General features: G+C 67.3%; 18 protein-coding genes and 2 tRNA genes. 11 read left to right on the top strand and 9 right to left on the bottom strand.

Going from position 1 to position 17,424, the window contains the following annotated elements:
* Positions 1–6 precede the first annotated feature (6 nt).
* Positions 7–813, bottom strand: coding sequence for a DUF1542 domain-containing protein (locus tag SBI80_RS17680; protein ID WP_318976101.1), 807 nt, complete (start codon positions 811–813; stop codon positions 7–9).
* Between the two features lie 170 nt (positions 814–983).
* Between SBI80_RS17680 and SBI80_RS17675 the strand changes: the two genes are divergently transcribed.
* Together SBI80_RS17675 and SBI80_RS17670 are read left to right on the top strand one after the other, a co-directional pair.
* A complete protein-coding gene (locus SBI80_RS17675) occupies positions 984–1,382 on the top strand; it encodes a hypothetical protein (protein WP_318976100.1) in 399 nt (132 codons plus the stop codon).
* Complete coding sequence (locus SBI80_RS17670; protein WP_318976099.1) at positions 1,379–1,867, top strand: GreA/GreB family elongation factor; 489 nt, start codon at positions 1,379–1,381, stop codon at positions 1,865–1,867. The genes SBI80_RS17675 and SBI80_RS17670 overlap by 4 nt, the downstream gene beginning before the upstream one ends.
* A gap of 86 nt (positions 1,868–1,953) precedes the next feature.
* Here the strand turns inward: SBI80_RS17670 and SBI80_RS17665 are convergent.
* A tRNA-Gly gene (locus SBI80_RS17665) sits at positions 1,954–2,027 on the bottom strand.
* A gap of 97 nt (positions 2,028–2,124) precedes the next feature.
* On the opposite strand from SBI80_RS17665, the gene SBI80_RS17660 reads away from it, so the two are divergent.
* The 5 genes from SBI80_RS17660 to clpX all read left to right on the top strand — a co-directional run bounded on the left by SBI80_RS17660 (position 2,125) and on the right by clpX (position 6,612).
* Positions 2,125–2,198 (top strand) — tRNA-Pro (locus SBI80_RS17660).
* A gap of 52 nt (positions 2,199–2,250) precedes the next feature.
* A complete protein-coding gene (tig, locus tag SBI80_RS17655; protein WP_318976098.1) occupies positions 2,251–3,684 on the top strand; it encodes a trigger factor in 1,434 nt (477 codons plus the stop codon).
* 101 nt (positions 3,685–3,785) lie between these two features.
* Positions 3,786–4,379: an ATP-dependent Clp protease proteolytic subunit gene (locus SBI80_RS17650; protein ID WP_318976097.1), complete on the top strand. Its 594-nt coding sequence runs from the start codon at positions 3,786–3,788 to the stop codon at positions 4,377–4,379.
* Between the two features lie 23 nt (positions 4,380–4,402).
* Entirely contained in the window at positions 4,403–5,029 is a 627-nt protein-coding gene (clpP2, locus tag SBI80_RS17645; protein ID WP_318976247.1) for an ATP-dependent CLP protease proteolytic subunit ClpP2, read from the top strand.
* A 302-nt stretch (positions 5,030–5,331) separates the two neighbouring features.
* The gene (gene clpX, locus SBI80_RS17640) at positions 5,332–6,612 is read left to right on the top strand and encodes an ATP-dependent Clp protease ATP-binding subunit ClpX (RefSeq protein WP_318976096.1); all 1,281 of its coding nucleotides are present in this window, start codon (positions 5,332–5,334) and stop codon (positions 6,610–6,612) included.
* Between the two features lie 67 nt (positions 6,613–6,679).
* Here the strand turns inward: clpX and cynS are convergent, their stop codons facing one another.
* Positions 6,680–7,135, bottom strand: coding sequence for a cyanase (gene cynS / locus SBI80_RS17635; RefSeq protein ID WP_318976095.1), 456 nt, complete (start codon positions 7,133–7,135; stop codon positions 6,680–6,682).
* 85 nt (positions 7,136–7,220) lie between these two features.
* Here cynS and SBI80_RS17630 point away from each other — a divergent pair, with 85 nt between their 5' ends.
* On the top strand, positions 7,221–7,616 hold the full coding sequence (locus SBI80_RS17630) for a VOC family protein (protein WP_318976094.1): 396 nt from the start codon (positions 7,221–7,223) through the stop codon (positions 7,614–7,616).
* A 15-nt stretch (positions 7,617–7,631) separates the two neighbouring features.
* Here the strand turns inward: SBI80_RS17630 and fdhD are convergent, their stop codons facing one another.
* From fdhD to SBI80_RS17615, 3 genes are read right to left on the bottom strand one after another with little or no spacing between them, the layout of a single operon-like run.
* The gene (gene fdhD, locus SBI80_RS17625) at positions 7,632–8,456 is read right to left on the bottom strand and encodes a formate dehydrogenase accessory sulfurtransferase FdhD (RefSeq protein ID WP_318976093.1); all 825 of its coding nucleotides are present in this window, start codon (positions 8,454–8,456) and stop codon (positions 7,632–7,634) included.
* On the bottom strand, positions 8,449–10,830 hold the full coding sequence (locus SBI80_RS17620; protein WP_318976092.1) for an FdhF/YdeP family oxidoreductase: 2,382 nt from the start codon (positions 10,828–10,830) through the stop codon (positions 8,449–8,451). The genes fdhD and SBI80_RS17620 overlap by 8 nt, the downstream gene beginning before the upstream one ends.
* Before the next feature lie 9 nt (positions 10,831–10,839).
* Complete coding sequence (locus SBI80_RS17615; RefSeq protein ID WP_318976091.1) at positions 10,840–11,922, bottom strand: NHL repeat-containing protein; 1,083 nt, start codon at positions 11,920–11,922, stop codon at positions 10,840–10,842.
* Positions 11,923–12,168: 246 nt separating this feature from the next.
* Between SBI80_RS17615 and SBI80_RS17610 the strand changes: the two genes are divergently transcribed.
* From SBI80_RS17610 to SBI80_RS17600, 3 genes are all read left to right on the top strand, one after another.
* Positions 12,169–14,343, top strand: a complete 2,175-nt coding sequence (locus tag SBI80_RS17610; protein WP_318976090.1) for a glutamine synthetase III family protein — start codon at positions 12,169–12,171, stop codon at positions 14,341–14,343.
* A gap of 212 nt (positions 14,344–14,555) precedes the next feature.
* A complete protein-coding gene (locus SBI80_RS17605; protein WP_318976089.1) occupies positions 14,556–14,861 on the top strand; it encodes a hypothetical protein in 306 nt (101 codons plus the stop codon).
* A 44-nt stretch (positions 14,862–14,905) separates the two neighbouring features.
* Positions 14,906–15,298: a nuclear transport factor 2 family protein gene (locus SBI80_RS17600; RefSeq protein WP_318976088.1), complete on the top strand. Its 393-nt coding sequence runs from the start codon at positions 14,906–14,908 to the stop codon at positions 15,296–15,298.
* Positions 15,299–15,305: 7 nt separating this feature from the next.
* On the opposite strand, the gene SBI80_RS17595 is transcribed toward SBI80_RS17600, so the two are convergent.
* Genes SBI80_RS17595 through SBI80_RS17585 form a run of 3 tightly spaced genes read right to left on the bottom strand, consistent with a single transcriptional unit; the run spans position 15,306 to position 17,415 of the window.
* Positions 15,306–16,376: an aldo/keto reductase gene (locus SBI80_RS17595; RefSeq protein WP_318976087.1), complete on the bottom strand. Its 1,071-nt coding sequence runs from the start codon at positions 16,374–16,376 to the stop codon at positions 15,306–15,308.
* A 25-nt stretch (positions 16,377–16,401) separates the two neighbouring features.
* Entirely contained in the window at positions 16,402–17,193 is a 792-nt protein-coding gene (locus SBI80_RS17590) for an enoyl-CoA hydratase/isomerase family protein (protein WP_318976086.1), read from the bottom strand.
* A gap of 48 nt (positions 17,194–17,241) precedes the next feature.
* Complete coding sequence (locus SBI80_RS17585) at positions 17,242–17,415, bottom strand: hypothetical protein (protein WP_318976085.1); 174 nt, start codon at positions 17,413–17,415, stop codon at positions 17,242–17,244.
* Positions 17,416–17,424 lie beyond the last annotated feature (9 nt).

Genomic DNA, 17,424 nt, shown 5'->3' with positions numbered 1-17,424 from the left:
TGCCGGCTAGAAATCGCCGAAGTCTCCGCCGCCGAAGTCTCCGCCGCCGAAGTCCCAGCCACCGCCGTCGCCGCCGTCACCCCAGCCGCCTGCGTCCTGGCCGCCGCCGTCCCAGCCGCCGCCGTCGAGCTGGCCCTGGTCGAAACCGTCCTGGAATCCGTCCCCGTAGCCGTTCTCGAAGCCCTGCGCGCCATACCCGACGCCACCCATGCCGGAGAACAGCGAGCTGAACAGTAGCGCCGACCCGACACCCCAGGCGCCGGCCACCAACGCCGGCTTCCACCACGGCTCGGAGTACCAGCCCGCCGGCACGGGGCGACCCGCCACGCGGCCGCCGGGGTAGTAGTTCGGGGTCCGTTCCGACGGCGAAGGGGAGGCCTCGATCTCACGGCCCTCGAACTGCACCCGGCGATCCTCGGTGACCGTGCCCGCGTTGTTCTGTCCCGACAGCGTCTCGAGCTCGGGACCCGGGTCCATGCCCATCGCGACGCGGGCGGCTCGCACGTAGTACAGCCCCTCCAGCGCGCTCTCCTTGGCCAGTAGCGCCTGGCGCGCGGTGGTGGCCTGCTCGATCTGCGACCCCGCGGCGGTGAAGCGCTCCGAGGCGTCGGCCAGCGCCTGCTTGGAGGCATCGTCGGTGCCGCTGAGGTTCAGAACCTGGCCACCGAGCCGATCGATGACGCGGCGGGCGTCGGCCTTCGCGTCGTCGAGTGAGGCGGCGTTGCGCTTGCCGGACGCCTTCGACGAGGCGTAGACGGCGTAGCCGATGACGGCGACCAGAACGACGATGAGCACCAGCAGAAAGCTGTCCATGGCGTCCAGCCTACCGACAGGAAGGGCCGCCCAACGGGCCTGACGAGGGTGCTCTCAGGATGCGTCGGGCGCTGACGGGAGCGACATGCCCTCGCAGGGGCAGTGACGACCCTCGGATCGGTCCTCCGATGGGGAAGCGGTGCACGTCGCTCGTGTCCGATGCTCATGGCATGAGTAGCGACGACGTACGGCGGGACCGTCTCGACGAGCGGTCGTTTCGTCTCGGCGCCGGGTTCAGGGAGCCCGAACGCGAACGAATCCTCGAGGCACTGGCGACGCTGGGTCCGCACCTGGCCAGGTGGGACCCGAACGAGGTCGAGGTCGACGTGTCCGTGCGCGGCCGGGGCAGCAGGGAGCAGCGCGTGACGCTGCGCGCATTGCTGCCTGGCCACCCGCCGCTGGTCGCGGTGGGACGGCACGCCGATCTCGAGCGGGCGCTCGCCCAGGCCAAGAGGGAGCTGATCATTCAGATCGATCGACACAGGACCGAGCAGGTACCCAAGCGCAATCGTCTGCTGCGGCGCACCACCATTCGCCGCCCAGAGGCGAGTGCGGGAGCGGGATCATGAGCACGCCCGGCCGAGCGACGCTGATGCCGGACGAGATCACCCTCATCGAGGCCGAGCTGGAGAAACTGAGGCGTCGGCGCGAGCGCGTGGCAGCCGACCTCGAGAGCATCCGCGACACCGTTGGCGACCTCGTCGACTCCGACGCGGCGGACCAGATCGCAATCGCCGAGGAGCTGACCGAGATCGACGATCGGATCGCCGAACTGAACTGGCATCTGCACGGTGGGCCACCCGAATCCGAAGTGCCGGGCGCACTGCCGGACGGCACCGAGGTCACGGTGCGCTTCGCCGACGAGGAGGAGCCCGTCCACCTGCGCGTGGTCGCGATCGTCGCCGACGTGCCGATCGTGGACGAGCACGCGTTCGCACCCGATAGTCCACTGGCGCTTGCCCTGGCAGGCCACCGGCCGGGGGACGTGGTGACCTTCCAGACGCCGCGGGGAACGCAGCGGGCCGAACTATTGGCGATCCGGTACCCGCATTGACGGGTGACGGCGCTTCGCCGTGACGACTGGGACCCGGTCCCGCGAGCCGCCGAACGGTCGTTCGACGGCCTCCGCGCTTGGTCCTGTGGAGCGGGCGACGGGAATCGAACCCGCGTAGCTAGTTTGGAAGACTAGGGCTCTACCATTGAGCTACGCCCGCGTAGCACTGCACGGGAGACTGTACCGGCGCCGACCCATTCAAATCCAATTGATGGTGTTGCCACGTCGGCCCGTAGTATTCCCACGGCAGTGAGGCACGGGGTGTAGCGCAGCTTGGTAGCGCATCCGCTTTGGGAGCGGAAGGCCGCAGGTTCAAATCCTGTCACCCCGACCGAACCAACGACACCCGTCGACGAAGACATGGACATGCAAGGAGCGCAGGAGTGAAGAGCACCGTCGAGAAGTTGAGCCCCACCCGGGTTCGCATCAACGTGGAGGTGCCCTTCACGGAATTGCAGGGCGACTTCGACCAGGCGTTCAAGGAGCTGGCCAAGACCATCCGGATGCCCGGGTTCCGTCCGGGCAAGGTGCCGGTGAAGCTGCTGGAGTCGCGCATCGACAAGCAAGCCATGCTGGACCAGGTCGTCGGCGAGGCCGTGCCGGCCCGCTACAGCGAGGCCGTTGCGAGCTCGGACGTGCAGCCCCTGGGGCAGCCCGAGATCGAGGTCACCAACAAGGAGTACGGCGGCGACCTGACGTTCACCGCCGAGGTCGACGTTCGCCCCGAGATCACCCTGCCCGACCTCTCGGCGCTGACGTTCACCGTCGACGCCATCGAGGTCACCGACGAGGAGGTCGACACCGAGCTGCAGAACCTGCGCGCCCGGTTCGGCACGCTGACCGGTGTCGACCGGCCCGCCGAGGACGGCGACTTCGTGTCGATCGACCTGTCGGCGACCGTCGACGGTGAGGAAGTCGCCGAGGCCAAGACCGAGGGTCTGTCCCACGAGATCGGCTCCGGCACCCTGATCGAGGGCCTCGACGAAGCGATCAAGGGCCTCAAGGCCGACGAGAGCAAGACCTTCACCACCACGCTGGTCGCCGGTGAGCACGCCGGTGACGAGGCCGAGGTGACCGTCAAGGTCAACTCCGTCAAGAAGCGCGAACTGCCCGAGCCCGATGACGAATTCGCGCAGCTGGCAAGCGAATTCGACACCATCGACGAGCTCAAGGAGAGCCTCGTCGAGCAGGTTCGCCAGGCCAAGCGCATCGGTCAGGCCGAGCAGATCCGCGACAAGGCGCTGGAGACCCTGCTCGAGCAGGTCGACGTGCCGCTGCCCGAGGCCATCGTGCAGGCGCAGGTCGACGACACCGTGCACAACGCCATCCACGGCCTCGACCACGACGAGAAGAAGTTCGAGGAGGCGCTCGCCGCCGAGGGCAGCAGCCGCGAGGAGTTCGACGCCGACAACCGCTCGAACGCCGAGAAGGCCGTCAAGACCCAGCTGCTGATGGACGCCATCGCCGACGAGCTCGACATTCAGGTCGGTCAGAACGACCTCACCGAACGCCTGGTGCTGATGTCGCGGCAATACGGCATCGAGCCGCAGCAGCTGCTGCAGGTGCTGCAGCAGAACAATCAGCTGCCGGCCATGTTCGCCGACGTTCGTCGTGGCCTGACGATCGCGGCCGTCGTGCACGGGGCCACCGTCACCGACACCGACGGCAACGAGGTCGACACGACCGAGTTCTTCGGACCGACCACGTCGCCTGAGGCCGCCGGTGCCGAAGAGGCGTCCGACGACGCTGATGACGTCGAGTCCGACGAGACCGCCGACCAGGCCGACACCGATGACGAGACCGCCGACGCGAAGTGACGCTGTGAGCGAACGCTCCCCCTTCGGGGAGTGCTCGCCGCACAGCTTTGGTTAGTGTCAGTGAACGAGTACGCACACTCGAGAAAGCAGGTATTCCAGCCGTGACTGACATGCGTTCGGGCGCGTCGGGTCTCAACCTCATCGACTCCGTCTATGAGCGATTGCTGGCCGAGCGGATCATCTTCCTGGGAACCCAGGTCGACGACGACATCGCCAACCGGCTCTGCGCGCAGATTCTGCTGCTGGCGGCCGAAGACCCCACCAAGGACATCAACCTCTACATCAATTCGCCCGGCGGATCGGTGACGGCGGGCATGGCGATCTACGACACCATGGTCCTGGCGCCATGTGACGTGGCGACCTACGCGATGGGCCTCGCCGCCTCGATGGGTGAGTTCCTTCTCGCCGCGGGCACCAAGGGCAAGCGCTACGCCCTGCCCCACGCGCGCATCATGATGCACCAGCCGAGCGCCGGCATCGGCGGTAGCGCGGCGGACATCGCGATCCAGGCCGAGCAGTTCGCCTTGACCAAGAAGGAGATGAACCGGCTCAACGCCGAGTTCACCGGGCAGACGCTCGAGCGCGTCGAGGCAGACGCGGACCGCGACCGTTGGTTCACCGCACCCGAGGCGCTGGAGTACGGGTTCGTCGACCACATCATCACCCACGCCAACTTCAACGGGAGTGCCTCGTGACCCAGCCTTCCCACGGCGGAGCCGTGAACCAGCCTCAGGCGCGCTACATCCTTCCGTCGTTCATCGAGCACTCGAGCTTCGGCGTCAAGGAGTCCAATCCGTACAACAAGCTGTTCGAGGAACGCATCATCTTCCTCGGCGTGCAGGTCGACGACGCGTCGGCCAACGACATCATGGCGCAGCTGCTGGTGCTCGAGTCGCTGGATCCCGACCGCGACATCACCATGTACATCAACTCGCCCGGTGGTTCGTTCACCTCGCTGATGGCGATCTACGACACCATGCAGTACGTCCGCGCCGACATCCAGACGGTGTGCCTCGGTCAGGCCGCGTCGGCCGCCGCGGTGCTGCTGGCCGCCGGAACGCCGGGCAAGCGGCTCGCGCTGCCCAACGCCCGCGTGCTCATCCACCAGCCCGCCGTCGGCGGAGCGATCCAGGGCCAGGTCTCCGATCTGGAGATCCAGGCCGCCGAGATCGAGCGCATGCGCACGCTGATGGACACCACGCTGGCGCGCCACACGGGCAAGGACGCCGCGGTCATCCGCAAGGACACCGACCGCGACAAGATCCTTACCGCGGCCGAAGCCAAGGACTACGGGATCATCGACACGGTCCTGGAATACCGCAAGCTGTCCGCTCAGTCGGCGTGATCGTCAGCGGCGCGATACCCCGTCTCGCGGGGATCGCGCCGCTGCGGCCGCGGGTACCGTGGTCGCGGAGGTCTCGTATCGATTGCGACGGCGACACGCCAACGGCGAGAAGCGTGTTCCGGACGGCTGGTGGCGACGCAGGAGATATGTTCTCCATCAACGCAGGCAAATATCAACGGCGCTATTCGGCTTTATCGGTCGCACGGCGCCGGAACATACGGGTAGCGTCGGGAGAACACCCGAGGTGATCCACCACACCGAGACATACCGACGGCGATCAGGAAAGTAGGGCCGCAGGGACAATGGCGCGCATCGGAGACGGCGGCGACCTGCTCAAGTGCTCTTTCTGCGGAAAGAGTCAGAAGCAAGTCAAGAAACTCATTGCGGGCCCCGGCGTGTACATCTGCGACGAGTGCATCGACCTCTGCAACGAGATCATCGAGGAGGAACTCGCCGACGCCGACGACGTCAAGCTCGACGAGCTGCCCAAGCCCGCCGAGATCCGCGAGTTCCTCGAGGGTTACGTCATCGGACAGGACACCGCAAAGCGCACCCTGGCCGTGGCCGTCTACAACCACTACAAGCGGGTCCAGGCTCAGGAGAAGTCGCGCGATTCGCGCGCCGAACCCGTCGAGCTGGCGAAGTCCAACATCCTCATGCTCGGCCCCACCGGATGTGGCAAGACCTACCTGGCCCAGACGCTGGCCAAGATGCTCAACGTCCCGTTCGCAATCGCCGACGCGACCGCGCTCACCGAGGCCGGCTACGTCGGTGAGGACGTCGAGAACATCCTGCTGAAGCTGATCCAGGCCGCCGACTACGACGTCAAGCGTGCCGAGACCGGCATCATCTACATCGACGAGGTCGACAAGATCGCTCGTAAGAGCGAGAACCCGTCGATCACCCGCGACGTCTCCGGCGAGGGCGTGCAGCAGGCCCTGCTGAAGATCCTCGAGGGCACCCAGGCCTCGGTCCCGCCGCAGGGCGGCCGCAAGCACCCGCACCAGGAGTTCATCCAGATCGACACGACGAACGTGCTGTTCATCGTGGCCGGCGCCTTCGCGGGCCTGGAGAAGATCGTCTCCGACCGCGTCGGCAAGCGTGGTCTGGGCTTCGGCGCCGAGGTGCGCAGCAAGGCCGAGATCGACACTCAAGACCACTTCGCCGAGGTCATGCCGGAGGACCTGATCAAGTTCGGGTTGATCCCGGAGTTCATCGGCCGCCTGCCCGTCGTGGCGTCGGTGACGAACCTTGACAAGGAATCGCTCGTCACCATCCTGTCGCAGCCCAAGAACGCGTTGGTCAAGCAGTACACGCGGCTGTTCGAGATGGACGGCGTCGAGCTCGAGTTCACCGGTGACGCCCTCGATGCCATCGCCGATCAGGCGATCCACCGGGGCACCGGCGCCCGCGGTCTGCGCGCCATCATGGAGGAAGTCCTGCTGCCGGTGATGTACGACATCCCCAGCCGCGACGACGTCGCGAAGGTCGTCGTGACCAAGGAGACCGTGCAGGACAACGTGCTGCCGACCATCGTGCCGCGCAAGCCGCCGCGTACCGAACGCCGCGACAAGAGCGCATAGCGGTCGAGATTGCACTGAGGGTCGTGAACCGCCATGGTTCACGACCCTCAGTGCATTCTGGGTGCGCCTATTCGGAAGCGTGGTTCCACTCGTAGGACAGGAACTTGCCGTCCAGCGTCACCACGACGCGGTCACCGCCCGGATGCGGTTTCTTCTCGACGTCCACGCTGAAGTTGATGGCGCTCATGATCCCGTCGCCGAACTGCTCGTGGATCAGCTCCTTGATGGCCCCGCCGTACACCGAGAGTGCCTCGTAGAACCGGTAGATCGTCGGATCGGTTGGCACGGCGGTGGGCAGGCCGCCGCGCATCGGCACCGCGGCGAGTACGGGCACCACGGACTGGTCGAGGCCGAGCAACTCGGCCAGCACGGCGCCCGCTTCCGGGGGGATGGGGTGCTGGCCAAGTAGCGCCGCCGTCGTCCATACGACCGGGCGGTCGACGGCCTCGGCGAGTTGCTGCCAGGTGAGGCCCTTCGCCAGTCGCGCCGCGATGACCTGCTGGGTGATCTCGTCTCTCGTCATACCCCCAGGGGACCATGTAAGTGTTGGGAGCGCGCGGGATGCCGACACTCGACGGGACGCGCCAATCGACGGCAAGGAGATCAGCATGCTCGACCACGTCTTCCTCACGGTGAGCGACGTCGATCGCTCGACCGATTTCTACACCGCCGCGCTGGCGCCGCTCGGCATCACGACTCGGGTGGACTACGACGGCAAGGACGGCCCGCCGGGGCATCCGGATCTCAAGGGCTTCGGCGTGGCCGGCCGCATCTTCTTCTGGCTCCGGGCGGGCGCGGGCGATTGCCGCGCCGCGCACGTCGGCTTCGTCGCCGACGGTGTCGCGGAGGTGGACGCCGCCTACGCCGCCGCGATCGCGGCCGGTGCCACAGACAACGGGGCACCGTCCTATCGGGAGTACTACGATCCGCGCTACTACGCGGCCAGCGTCTTGGACCCCGATGGCTACAGTCTGGAATTCACCTACAAGAGCTGGCAGCACTGACCAGGTCGAAGCACGCTAGTGCTTGACGCGATCGACCCGGGTGTAGACGTTCATCGAGTCACCTCGTAGGAACGCGACCAAGGTCAGGCCGGCCTGGCCAGCCAGATCGACGGCCAGCGACGACGGAGCGGACACCGCGGCGAGGATGGGGATGCCCGCCATCACGGCCTTCTGGGTCAACTCGAAGGACGCACGTCCGCTGACCAGCAACACGGTGCCGGTCAACGGGATTCGGTCGTTCTCCAGCGCCCATCCGATCACCTTGTCGACGGCGTTGTGGCGGCCGATGTCCTCGCGCACGACGAGCATGGTGCCGTCGGCATCGAACAGCGCTGCACCGTGCAGACCGCCGGTGGTGGCGAATATTCGTTGCGCACTGCGGAGTTGGGAGGGCATGGCCGAAAGCGTCTCGGAGGCGACGACGGTGGGGTCGTCGCCGGGGGAGTGGCGGGAGATCAGTTCGATGGCATCGATCGAGCCCTTGCCGCAGACCCCGCACGACGAGGTGGTGTAGAAGTTGCGGGTGACGTCCACCTCCGGCATCACCACGCCAGGGGCAAGGGTCACGTCGAGCACGTTGTAGGTGTTGACGCCGTCCTCACCCGCGCCGCGGCAGTACTGGACGGTGGCGATGTCGTCACGGCGCCCGATCACTCCCTCGGTGAGCATGAAGCCTTGTGCCAGTTCCACGTCCGAGCCTGGCGTGCGCATCGTCACGGTGATGGCGGTGCCGTTGACGCGGATCTCCATCGGCTCCTCGACGGCCAGCGTCTCGGGCCTGGTCGTCGAGGTGTCGGCGGTGAGGTGGCTGGCCTTGCGCCGCGCGGTGACCCTACCCACCCGCACGTCCCCCGTCGCTGCGCCCGGCCTCCGGGGTGCGGGCTTCCAGCCGAATCTGCACGGCCTTGGACACGGGGGTGTTCGAGCGGGCGGCCACGTGATCCAGCGCCACCAGGGAATTGGTCTCGGGATAATAGGCGGCCGCGTTGCCGACCGGCGTCGAGTAACCGACGATCATGAAGTCCTCGGCGCGACGCTCCTCGAGTTCTCCGGTAGCCGAGGGGAATTCGGACACCAGGTCGACTCGCTCACCATCGGTGAAGCCGAGCGACTTGATGTCGGCCGGGTTGACGAAGATCACCCGCCGGCCGCCCTTCACCCCGCGGTATCGGTCGTCGAGACCGTAGATCGTGGTGTTGTACTGGTCGTGGCTGCGCAGGGTCTGCAGCACCAGCCGGCCTTCGGGTACGGGAATCCACTCCAACGGGTTGACGGCGAAGTTGGCCTTGCCCGTGGTCGTCGGGAATTGGCGAGAATCGCGCGGCGGGTGAGGGAGCTGGAAGCCGTCGGGCTGGCGGACCCTTCGGTTGTAGTCCTCGCAACCTGGTACCACCGCTGCGATGGCGTCGCGCACCCGATCGTAGTCGACCTGGAACTCCTCCCACGGCACCGGATGGTCGGCGCCGAGCACCGCGCGCGCCAGCTGGCTGACGATGGCGACTTCACTGCGCACCTGGTCGCTGGGCGGCTGCAGACTGCCGCGGGAGAGGTGCACCATCGACATCGAATCCTCAACGGAGACCTGCTGTTTGACTCCGGATTGAAGATCCTTGTCGGTGCGGCCCAGCGACGGAAGGATCAGCGCGGTGGTGCCGTGGACGACGTGGCTGCGGTTCAGCTTGGTCGACACCTGCACGGTCAGCGAGCAGCTGCGCAGCGCGGCCTCGGTGACCTCGGTGTCCGGGGTGGCCATCGCGAAGTTGCCGCCCATGCCCATGAAGACCGACGCCCGGCCGTCGCGCATCGCGCGGATCGCATCGACGGTGTCCATGCCGTGCTTGCGCGGGCTGACGATGCCGAACTCGGAATCCAGTGCGGCCAGGAAGGTCTCGGGCATCTTCTCCCAGATGCCCATGGTGCGGTCGCCCTGGACGTTGGAGTGCCCGCGCACGGGGCATACCCCTGCGCCCGGCTTGCCGATCATGCCGCGCATCAGCAGCAGGTTGGTGAGCTCGGAGATCATCGGAACGGCGTGGCGGTGTTGCGTCAGCCCCATTGCCCAGCAGGCGATGGTGCGTTCCGAACCGATCAGCATCTGGGCCACCCGCTCGAGCTGACTGCGCTCGATCCCGGTCGCCTCCAGCACGGTGTCGAGGTCGACGGCGCGGGTCTGCGCCTCGTAGGCCTCGAAGTTGGCGCAGTGCTCGGCGATGAAGTCGCGGTCGACGATCTGGGCGCCCGGACCCGCCTTGTCCTGGGCCTCCAGAAGCAGCCGGCCCAGCCCGGCGAACAGCGCCATGTCACCGCCGAGGCGGATCTGGACGAACTCGTCGGCGATGCCGATGCCGTGCCCGATGACGCCGTGCACCTTCTGCGGATCCTTGAAACGCATCAGGCCGGCTTCGGGTAGCGGGTTGATCGCAATGATCTTGGCGCCGTTGGCCTTCGCCTTCTCCAGCACCGACAGCATGCGCGGATGGTTGGTACCGGGGTTCTGCCCCGCGATGACGATGACGTCGGCCTCTTCGAGGTCCTCGACGGTGACCGAGCCCTTGCCGATGCCGATGGAGTCGGTCAACGACGTCCCCGACGATTCGTGGCACATGTTCGAGCAGTCCGGCAAGTTGTTGGTGCCGAAGCTGCGGACCAGCAGCTGATAGAGGAACGCGGCCTCGTTGCTGGTGCGGCCAGAGGTGTAGAAGACTGCCTCGTCGGGGCTGGCGAGAGCGTTCAGATGCTGGGCGATCACGTGATACGCGTGGTCCCAGCTGATCGGGCGGTAGTGGTCGTCACCCTCGCGCAGGATCACCGGGTGGGTCAGCCTGCCCTGCTGGCTCAGCCAGTACTCGGGGCGCTGCGCCAGGTCGGCGATGGAGTGCCGCGCGAAGAAGTCGGGCGTGACGACGCGCTTGGTGCCCTCCTCCGCGACTGCCTTGGCGCCGTTCTCGCAGAACTCGGCGAACTTGCGGCCGCCGTGCTCCTCGGGCCACGCACAGCCGGGGCAGTCGAAGCCAGTGCGCTGATTGAGCCGGGCCAGCGCGGCGACGGTGCGCAGCGGGCCCATCGACGTCACACCCCGCTGCAGCGACACCATCACGGCCTTCATCCCGGCGGCCTCGTGTTTCGCGCCGGTGCTGGAGATCGCGTGTTCGTCGTACTTCACCGCGATGTCTTGGCTGACGTCACGTCCCGTCATCCGGCGCCGAATACCCATGCCACCAATCTAGGCCGGTGCGTTCACGATCTGTACGACGCCACCGCTGACGCCCGCGATGAACAGCCGCCCGGTCCTGGAATCGACGCCAAGGGTGTACGGATTCTGGACCGTGGCGACCCGGGCGACCTGGCGTGGCACGTCGGTGGCCATGTCGTAGCCGATCACCTCGTTGGTGCCCGACGAGGCGACCCACAGCCGGTCGCGGGTCGGGTCGTAGGCGATTCCATACGGCCCGCCGGCCTGCGGCACCTCGCCTACCTGCCGCGGCTCGGTGCTGAAGACGCGCACGGCGTTCCCGCGGGTGTCGGCCGCGACGTAGCGACCGTGCTCATCGGCCACCAGGTGCGTCGGCCCGGCGCCGGCGGGGGTCGAGCCGACGATCGTCAGCTTCTCCGCGTCGTAGACGGTCAGGTCGTTCTTGCGGACGTCGAGCATGCCCATCAGGTTGCCGACCGGGGCCATGCCCGCCGGCTGGACGCTGTCGGTGAACACCTTCACGATGTCGTCGCCGCGGATGACCGTGGTGGTGCCGCCGTGCTCGTTGGCCACGAAGACGGTGCCGTTGGGGGCCTCCGAGGCGTCGTGCGGCACGGTGCCCGTGACGATCTGCGGTTCGGCGGCACCGCCGGGGAGGTCGACGCGGACCAGCGCGTTGGCGCTCTCCACCGGTACGAGGACGGGCCCGCCGGGCTTGGCGAGCTGCAGGTGCCGCACGGCACCGGGCAGGGGAACCCGCTCGGTCACCACGCCGGTGTCGGCGTCGAGCAGGACCAGCTCGTAGGGGTTGCGCTTGGCGACGGCGACCGTGCGCGTCATCGCGTCGACGACGACTCCCTCGGGTGCGTCGCCCACCGGGACCAGGCGTCCGGGTGGAGCAGTGGTCGGTACGGGAGCCCGCTGGGGTTCGGCCGGCGGCGGCAGGCCGTCGGCGGGCGGTCGGCTGCCCTCGGTGGGGACGCCGGCTGGCAACAGACCCGTGGTGGTGGGAGTGCTCTGCCCGACCGTCTGCCTGACCGTCGAGGTGGGCGGGGTGCTCTCGCAGCCGGCGAGCAGCACGACGACCGACACCGAAGCCAGGAGCATCCTCATGCCGCCCGAGTACCCCTCTCGCGGACTTCGAGCCCCATGGCGGCCAGCGGTCAGAATTTCGCCATCCGGCTCACACTCGGCGCGGTAGGGCTCCACGGGTTCGGACCCACTCTTCGCGAATGAAACCAAAGGTATCTTGCATCGTCGCGTTGACGCGGACGTAACAGTCCCGGAATGTGGCATTCCTAGTGTGGGCCGGTCTAGCCCGCGAATCAGTTGCGGGCTCACGGCTTGATGGGAACTCAATTGAGCGGAAATGCGGTCCGTCTGCAAGCGATCAACAACGTCGAGGCCTACGTGCCGCCAGCGATCAGCTTCGACCCGAGCGAAGAGCCGGGTGAGATCTTCGGAGCCAACGTCTTCACGCTGGCCGAGATGCGGCTGCGGCTGCCCAAGTCGGTCTACAAGTCCGTCGTGGCGACCATCGAGAAGGGCGCCAAGCTCGACCCCGCCGTCGCGGACTCCGTGGCCTCGGCGATGAAGGACTGGGCGCTGTCCAAGGGCGCCACCCACTACGCCCACGTCTTCTACCCAATGACCGGGTTGACCGCCGAGAAGCACGACAGCTTCCTCGAGCCGGTCTCCGATGGCCAGACCCTGGCCGAGTTCGCCGGCAAGACCCTCATTCAGGGTGAGCCCGACGCGTCGAGCTTCCCGTCGGGCGGTCTGCGCAGCACCTTCGAGGCGCGCGGTTACACCGGCTGGGACGTCACCAGCCCCGCCTACATCCTGGAGAATCCGAACGGCAACACGCTGTGCATCCCGACGGTCTTCGTTTCGATGACCGGTGAGGCGCTGGACTACAAAACGCCGCTGCTGCGCAGCCAGCAGGCGATGGGCGCCCAGGCCGAGCGCATCCTGAAGTTGTTCGGCCACGAGGGCTTCGACCACATCGTCTCGTTCTGCGGACCCGAGCAGGAGTACTTCCTCGTCGACCGGCACTTCTTCCTGGCCCGGCCCGATCTGATCAACGCGGGCCGCACGCTGTTCGGTGCCAAGCCGCCGAAGGGCCAGGAGTTCGACGACCACTACTTCGGTTCGGTCCCCGACCGCGTGCTGGCGTTCATGATGGACACCGAGCGCGAGCTGTTCAAGCTCGGCATCCCGGCCAAGACCCGCCACAACGAGGTCGCCCCAGGACAATTCGAGATCGCGCCGATGTTCGAGCGGGCCAACATCGCCGCCGATCACCAGCAGTTGCTGATGACGACGTTCCGCAACATCGCCAAGAAGCACGGCATGGAGTGCCTGTTCCACGAGAAGCCGTTCGCCGGTGTCAACGGCTCGGGCAAGCACGTCAACTTCTCCATGGGCAACGCCCAGTTCGGCAGCCTCCTGGTGCCCGGCGACACGCCACACGAGAACGCCCAGTTCCTGGTGTTCTGCGCGGCGGTCATCCGTGCCGTCCACAAGTTCTCCGGTCTTCTGCGCGTCTCGGTGGCCTCGGCCACCAACGACCACCGTCTCGGCGCCAACGAGGCCCCGCCCGCGATCATCTCGATCTTCCTCGGCGATCAGCTCGCCGACGTGTTCGAGCAAATCGCCAAGGGCGCGGCGACGTCGTCGAAGGGCAAGGGCAGCATGATCATCGGCGTCGACACCCTGCCGGTGCTGCCGACCGATCCGGGCGACCGCAACCGCACCAGCCCGTTCGCGTTCACCGGCAACCGATTCGAGTTCCGCGCGCCGGGCTCGGGGCAGACGATCAACGTGCCGATGATCATCCTCAACACGATCATGGCCGACTCGCTGGACTACATGGCCACGGCCTTGGAGAAGGCCGTCGGCGAAGGCGAGGACTTCGACGCCGCCGTCCAGAAACTGCTCACCGAGATCATCACCGAGCACGGGGCGGTCGTGTTCAACGGTGACGGTTACTCGGAGAACTGGCAGATCGAGGCGGCCGAGCGCGGCCTGCCGAACCTCAAGACCACCATCGATGCCATCCCGGAGCTGGTCAAGCCCGAGGCCATCGAGGTGTTCGAGAAGTACGGCGTCTTCAATTCGCGCGAGCTGCACAGCCGCGAGGAGGTCCGCTACGAGACCTACGCGCTGACCGTCAACGTCGAGGCCAAGCTGACGCTGGAGGTCGGGTCCACGGTGATCCTGCCCGCCGCGATCCGCTACCAGACCGAGCTGGCCTCCAACGTCGCGACGCTCAAGGCCGCGGGCATGGAGCCCGACACCACGCTGCTCGGCGCGGTGTCGGCGCCGATCGCCGAGTTGACCGCCGCGCTGTCGGCGCTCAAGACCGCGATGGGTGAGCACGGTGGCGACAGCGCGGCCGAAGAGGCCAAGCACGCGCAGAGCCTGCTGCCCCTGATGGACGCGGTCCGGGCCGCCGCCGACACGCTGGAAGGCGTTGTGGCGGACGATCTTTGGCCGCTGCCCACCTACCAGGAGATGCTCTACATCCTCTGATCCGCCGGTCTGCCAAACGGGGGCACCTACTGCGGTCCATCCGCGGTAGGTGCCCCGTTCGCATGTCGGCCCATGACGTCGCTCGTCGAATCTCAACCATTTGGATGATGTGGCTCACCCCGCGACGGTGATTGTCTCTAGGTGTTCGGATTTCCGGTTTCGGGGCCGGGGGTCACCAAGAGACCTGGGGGGGTCCAGACATGGTGCAATTGATGAGCCGGCCGCTGCGCCGCAAGGGGGAGCCAACGCGCGGTGTACGCGAGGCCGAGGCGTCGCCTCCGGCCAGCGCCGGTGAAACCCGGGCTCAAGTCGCCACCGCAGCGGCCGTGCAGCGGTACGCCGCCGATCGTCGTCGGCTCGGCTCGCGACTGGTCGTCGCATTCCACGACGTTCACGTCCACGTTCACCTGCCACATCACCTGCCACTTCACCTGCCCGAGCCGGCGCCGATTCGTCCTCGCCGGGAAGCCGCGTTCTTCGAGACCGCGCGGATGTCCCGCGAAATGAGTCGGTTGTGAAACTGCAGACCTCGAGTTCGGCAGACACCAGAAGGGAAGAGGAAATGTCGGAGCAACAACGCAACATCGAGCTCGTCGAGAAGGGCTACGAGGCCTTCGCGACCGGGGACGTCGAACAGCTGATGAGCCTGTTCGACGACAACGTCGAGTGGATCCAGCCGGGCGAGAGCACGATCAGCGGCACTTACCACGGCAAGGGTGAACTCGGCGAGTTCCTCGCGCGGCTCGGCGAGAAGTCACCGACGGTCACGCCGCACCGCTTCGTTGCCGATGGCGACACCGTGATCGTGCTCGGCGAAGCCACCTTCGGAGGTGAGACGAGCCAGGGCGTCGAGGTGTTCACGATCCGCGACGGGAGAACGACCCAGGTACGGGTGTACGGCGACACGGCCATGCTGGAGCGCCAGTACGGCAAGAAGCAGGTCTCGGCCCGCTAACCGCCGGTCAGACGTCCGAGCTCTCGCGCCACAGATCGATGCCCGAATCCGAGGCGTACTGGTCGATCTCGGCGAGTTCGGCGTCGGTGAACTCGAGGTTGTCCAGCGCCCCGAGGTTCTCGTCGAGCTGAGCCACGCTCGATGCGCCGATCAGCGTCGAGGCCACCGTCGGGTCGCGCAGCACCCAGGCCAGCGCGAGCTGCGCGAGCGACTGCCCGCGGCGTTCGGCGATGCCCGCCAGCCCTCGCAGCCGGTCGAGCACCTCGTCGGTCACGGTGGCGTCGTCGAAGGTGGGGCGCGCGGTGGCGCGGTCGACGTCGCCTGCCGGCTGCTGCAGGTAGCGGTCGGTCAACAGACCCTGAGCCAGGGCGGTGAAGGCGATGGCACCCATGCCGGCGTTGGTCAGCTCGGTGGTCAGGCCGCCCTCGATCCAGCGGTTGAGCAGTGAGTACGACGGCTGGTGGATCACCAACGGGGTGCCCAGCCGCTTGGCGATGGCCGCGGCCTCAGCCGTCTTGGCCGCCGAATACGACGAAATGCCAACGTAGCGCGTCTTTCCCGCGCGAACCGCGGTGTCGAGGGCGCCGATCGTCTCCTCGAGTGGGGTGACCGGATCGATGCGGTGGGAGTAGAACACGTCGACGTAGTCCAGGCCCATGCGATCGAGCGACTCGTCCAGGCTCGCCAGCACGTAGGCGCGCCCACCGAGCTGACCGTAGGGCCCGGGCCACATGTCCCAGCCCGCCTTGGTGGAGATGATGAGCTCGTTGCGGTACGGCTTGAAGTCGCGGCGAAGCATCCTGCCGAAGTTCTCCTCGGCGGATCCGTAGGGCGGCCCGTAGTTGTTGGCCAGATCGAAGTGCGTGATACCGCGGTCGAAGGCGTGGCGCAGCACTTCCCGCTGGGTGTCGAACGGCCGGTTGTCGCCGAAGTTGTACCAGAGCCCGAGGGAGATCGCCGGCAGCAGCAGCCCCGAGGTTCCGACGCGTCGGTAGGGCATGGCGTCGTAACGATCCTTGGCCGCTACCCAGGGGTCGTGCGTGAATGGGACGTCGGAGATCGCGAAGCTCTCGTTCATCGCGCCAATGCTATTCCTCCGTCGTCTAGCGCCCCTCGTAGGTGGCCTTGCCGGGGCCGTTCTCCAGGAAGCTGACGACGGCGCGCTGGAGATCTTCGGTCGCGAACAGAGCGCCGGACACCTCGGGGGTGACGCCATCGGCGTGGCCGACGCCGCCGGAGCGCCATGCCGCGATGATCTCCTTGGTCGCCGCATGGGCCTTGGTGGGTCCGTCGGCCAGGCGCGCGGCCAAGGCCCGGGCGGCGGAGTCGACGTCGTCGTGCACCGCGTTGACCACACCCCAGTCCGCCATCGTCGCCGCGTCGTAGACGTCACCCGTCATGACCAGCTCCCGGGCGCGCCCGGACCCGGCACGTTCGGCCAGCCGTTGCGGACCGCCCATCGACGGGGTCAGCCCGACGACCGTCTCGACGAGTCCGAACTTGGCCCGCGGCCCGGCCAGGATCAGGTCGCACGCCAGCGCGATCTCGAAGGCCGCGGTGAGGGTCAGGCCGTGCGCGGCGAACACCACTGGACAGGGCAGCGCCTCGATGGGGCCGATGACGTGCGTGAACAGCGTGCGCCACAGGTCGGCGCCCTGAGCCTCGGTCAGCCCCCGGAACACGTGGACGTCGACGCCCGCCGAGTTCACCTTGCCCTCGGCGCGCAGCAGCACGGCCCGGGGCGGGTCGGCCGTCAACTCCGCGACGCGTGCGGTCAGCGAGTCGAACATGGCCTGGTCGAAGAGGTTGAGCGGACCGTGATCGAAGGTCAGGGTGGCGAGTTCGGCGCCCGCGGGGGTGGCGGATCGAACGAGTGTGATGGGTTCAGTCGACACGGCATTCAGGGTGTCATCCCGGCCCCCAACGCCACCGGGGAGGTCGGCTCACGTGGCGACGTCGACGACTCCCTGGTGGTCCTCGATCACGATGCGCTGGCCGTTCACGGCCTCCTGCACGTCGATGCGCACCTCGCGGCCGCACTCGGGGCACGCCACGGCGACGTCCGGCGGCGGTTCGCCCGGCAGTTCCCGTCCGCTGCCCGCGCACTGCTGATCCATGTTTCTCCA

The sequence above is a fragment of the Mycolicibacterium sichuanense genome (assembly GCF_033741125.1).
Taxonomy (GTDB): domain Bacteria; phylum Actinomycetota; class Actinomycetes; order Mycobacteriales; family Mycobacteriaceae; genus Mycobacterium.
Note: the sequence above shows the minus strand (reverse complement) of the source record. Positions and strands in the feature narration are given on the sequence as shown.

Bases quoted from the DNA above. Each gene is read 5' to 3' on its own strand.
- SBI80_RS17680 (WP_318976101.1), bottom strand. From the start codon at position 813: ATGGACAGCTTTCTGCTGGTGCTCATCGTCGTTCTGGTCGCCGTCATC.
- SBI80_RS17675 (WP_318976100.1), top strand. From the start codon at position 984: ATGAGTAGCGACGACGTACGGCGGGACCGTCTCGACGAGCGGTCGTTT.
- SBI80_RS17670 (WP_318976099.1), top strand. From the start codon at position 1,379: ATGAGCACGCCCGGCCGAGCGACGCTGATGCCGGACGAGATCACCCTC.
- clpX (WP_318976096.1), top strand. From the start codon at position 5,332: ATGGCGCGCATCGGAGACGGCGGCGACCTGCTCAAGTGCTCTTTCTGC.
- cynS (WP_318976095.1), bottom strand. From the start codon at position 7,135: ATGACGAGAGACGAGATCACCCAGCAGGTCATCGCGGCGCGACTGGCG.
- SBI80_RS17630 (WP_318976094.1), top strand. From the start codon at position 7,221: ATGCTCGACCACGTCTTCCTCACGGTGAGCGACGTCGATCGCTCGACC.
- SBI80_RS17620 (WP_318976092.1), bottom strand. From the start codon at position 10,830: ATGGGTATTCGGCGCCGGATGACGGGACGTGACGTCAGCCAAGACATC.
- SBI80_RS17615 (WP_318976091.1), bottom strand. From the start codon at position 11,922: ATGAGGATGCTCCTGGCTTCGGTGTCGGTCGTCGTGCTGCTCGCCGGC.
- SBI80_RS17605 (WP_318976089.1), top strand. From the start codon at position 14,556: ATGAGCCGGCCGCTGCGCCGCAAGGGGGAGCCAACGCGCGGTGTACGC.
- SBI80_RS17600 (WP_318976088.1), top strand. From the start codon at position 14,906: ATGTCGGAGCAACAACGCAACATCGAGCTCGTCGAGAAGGGCTACGAG.
- SBI80_RS17595 (WP_318976087.1), bottom strand. From the start codon at position 16,376: ATGAACGAGAGCTTCGCGATCTCCGACGTCCCATTCACGCACGACCCC.
- SBI80_RS17585 (WP_318976085.1), bottom strand. From the start codon at position 17,415: ATGGATCAGCAGTGCGCGGGCAGCGGACGGGAACTGCCGGGCGAACCG.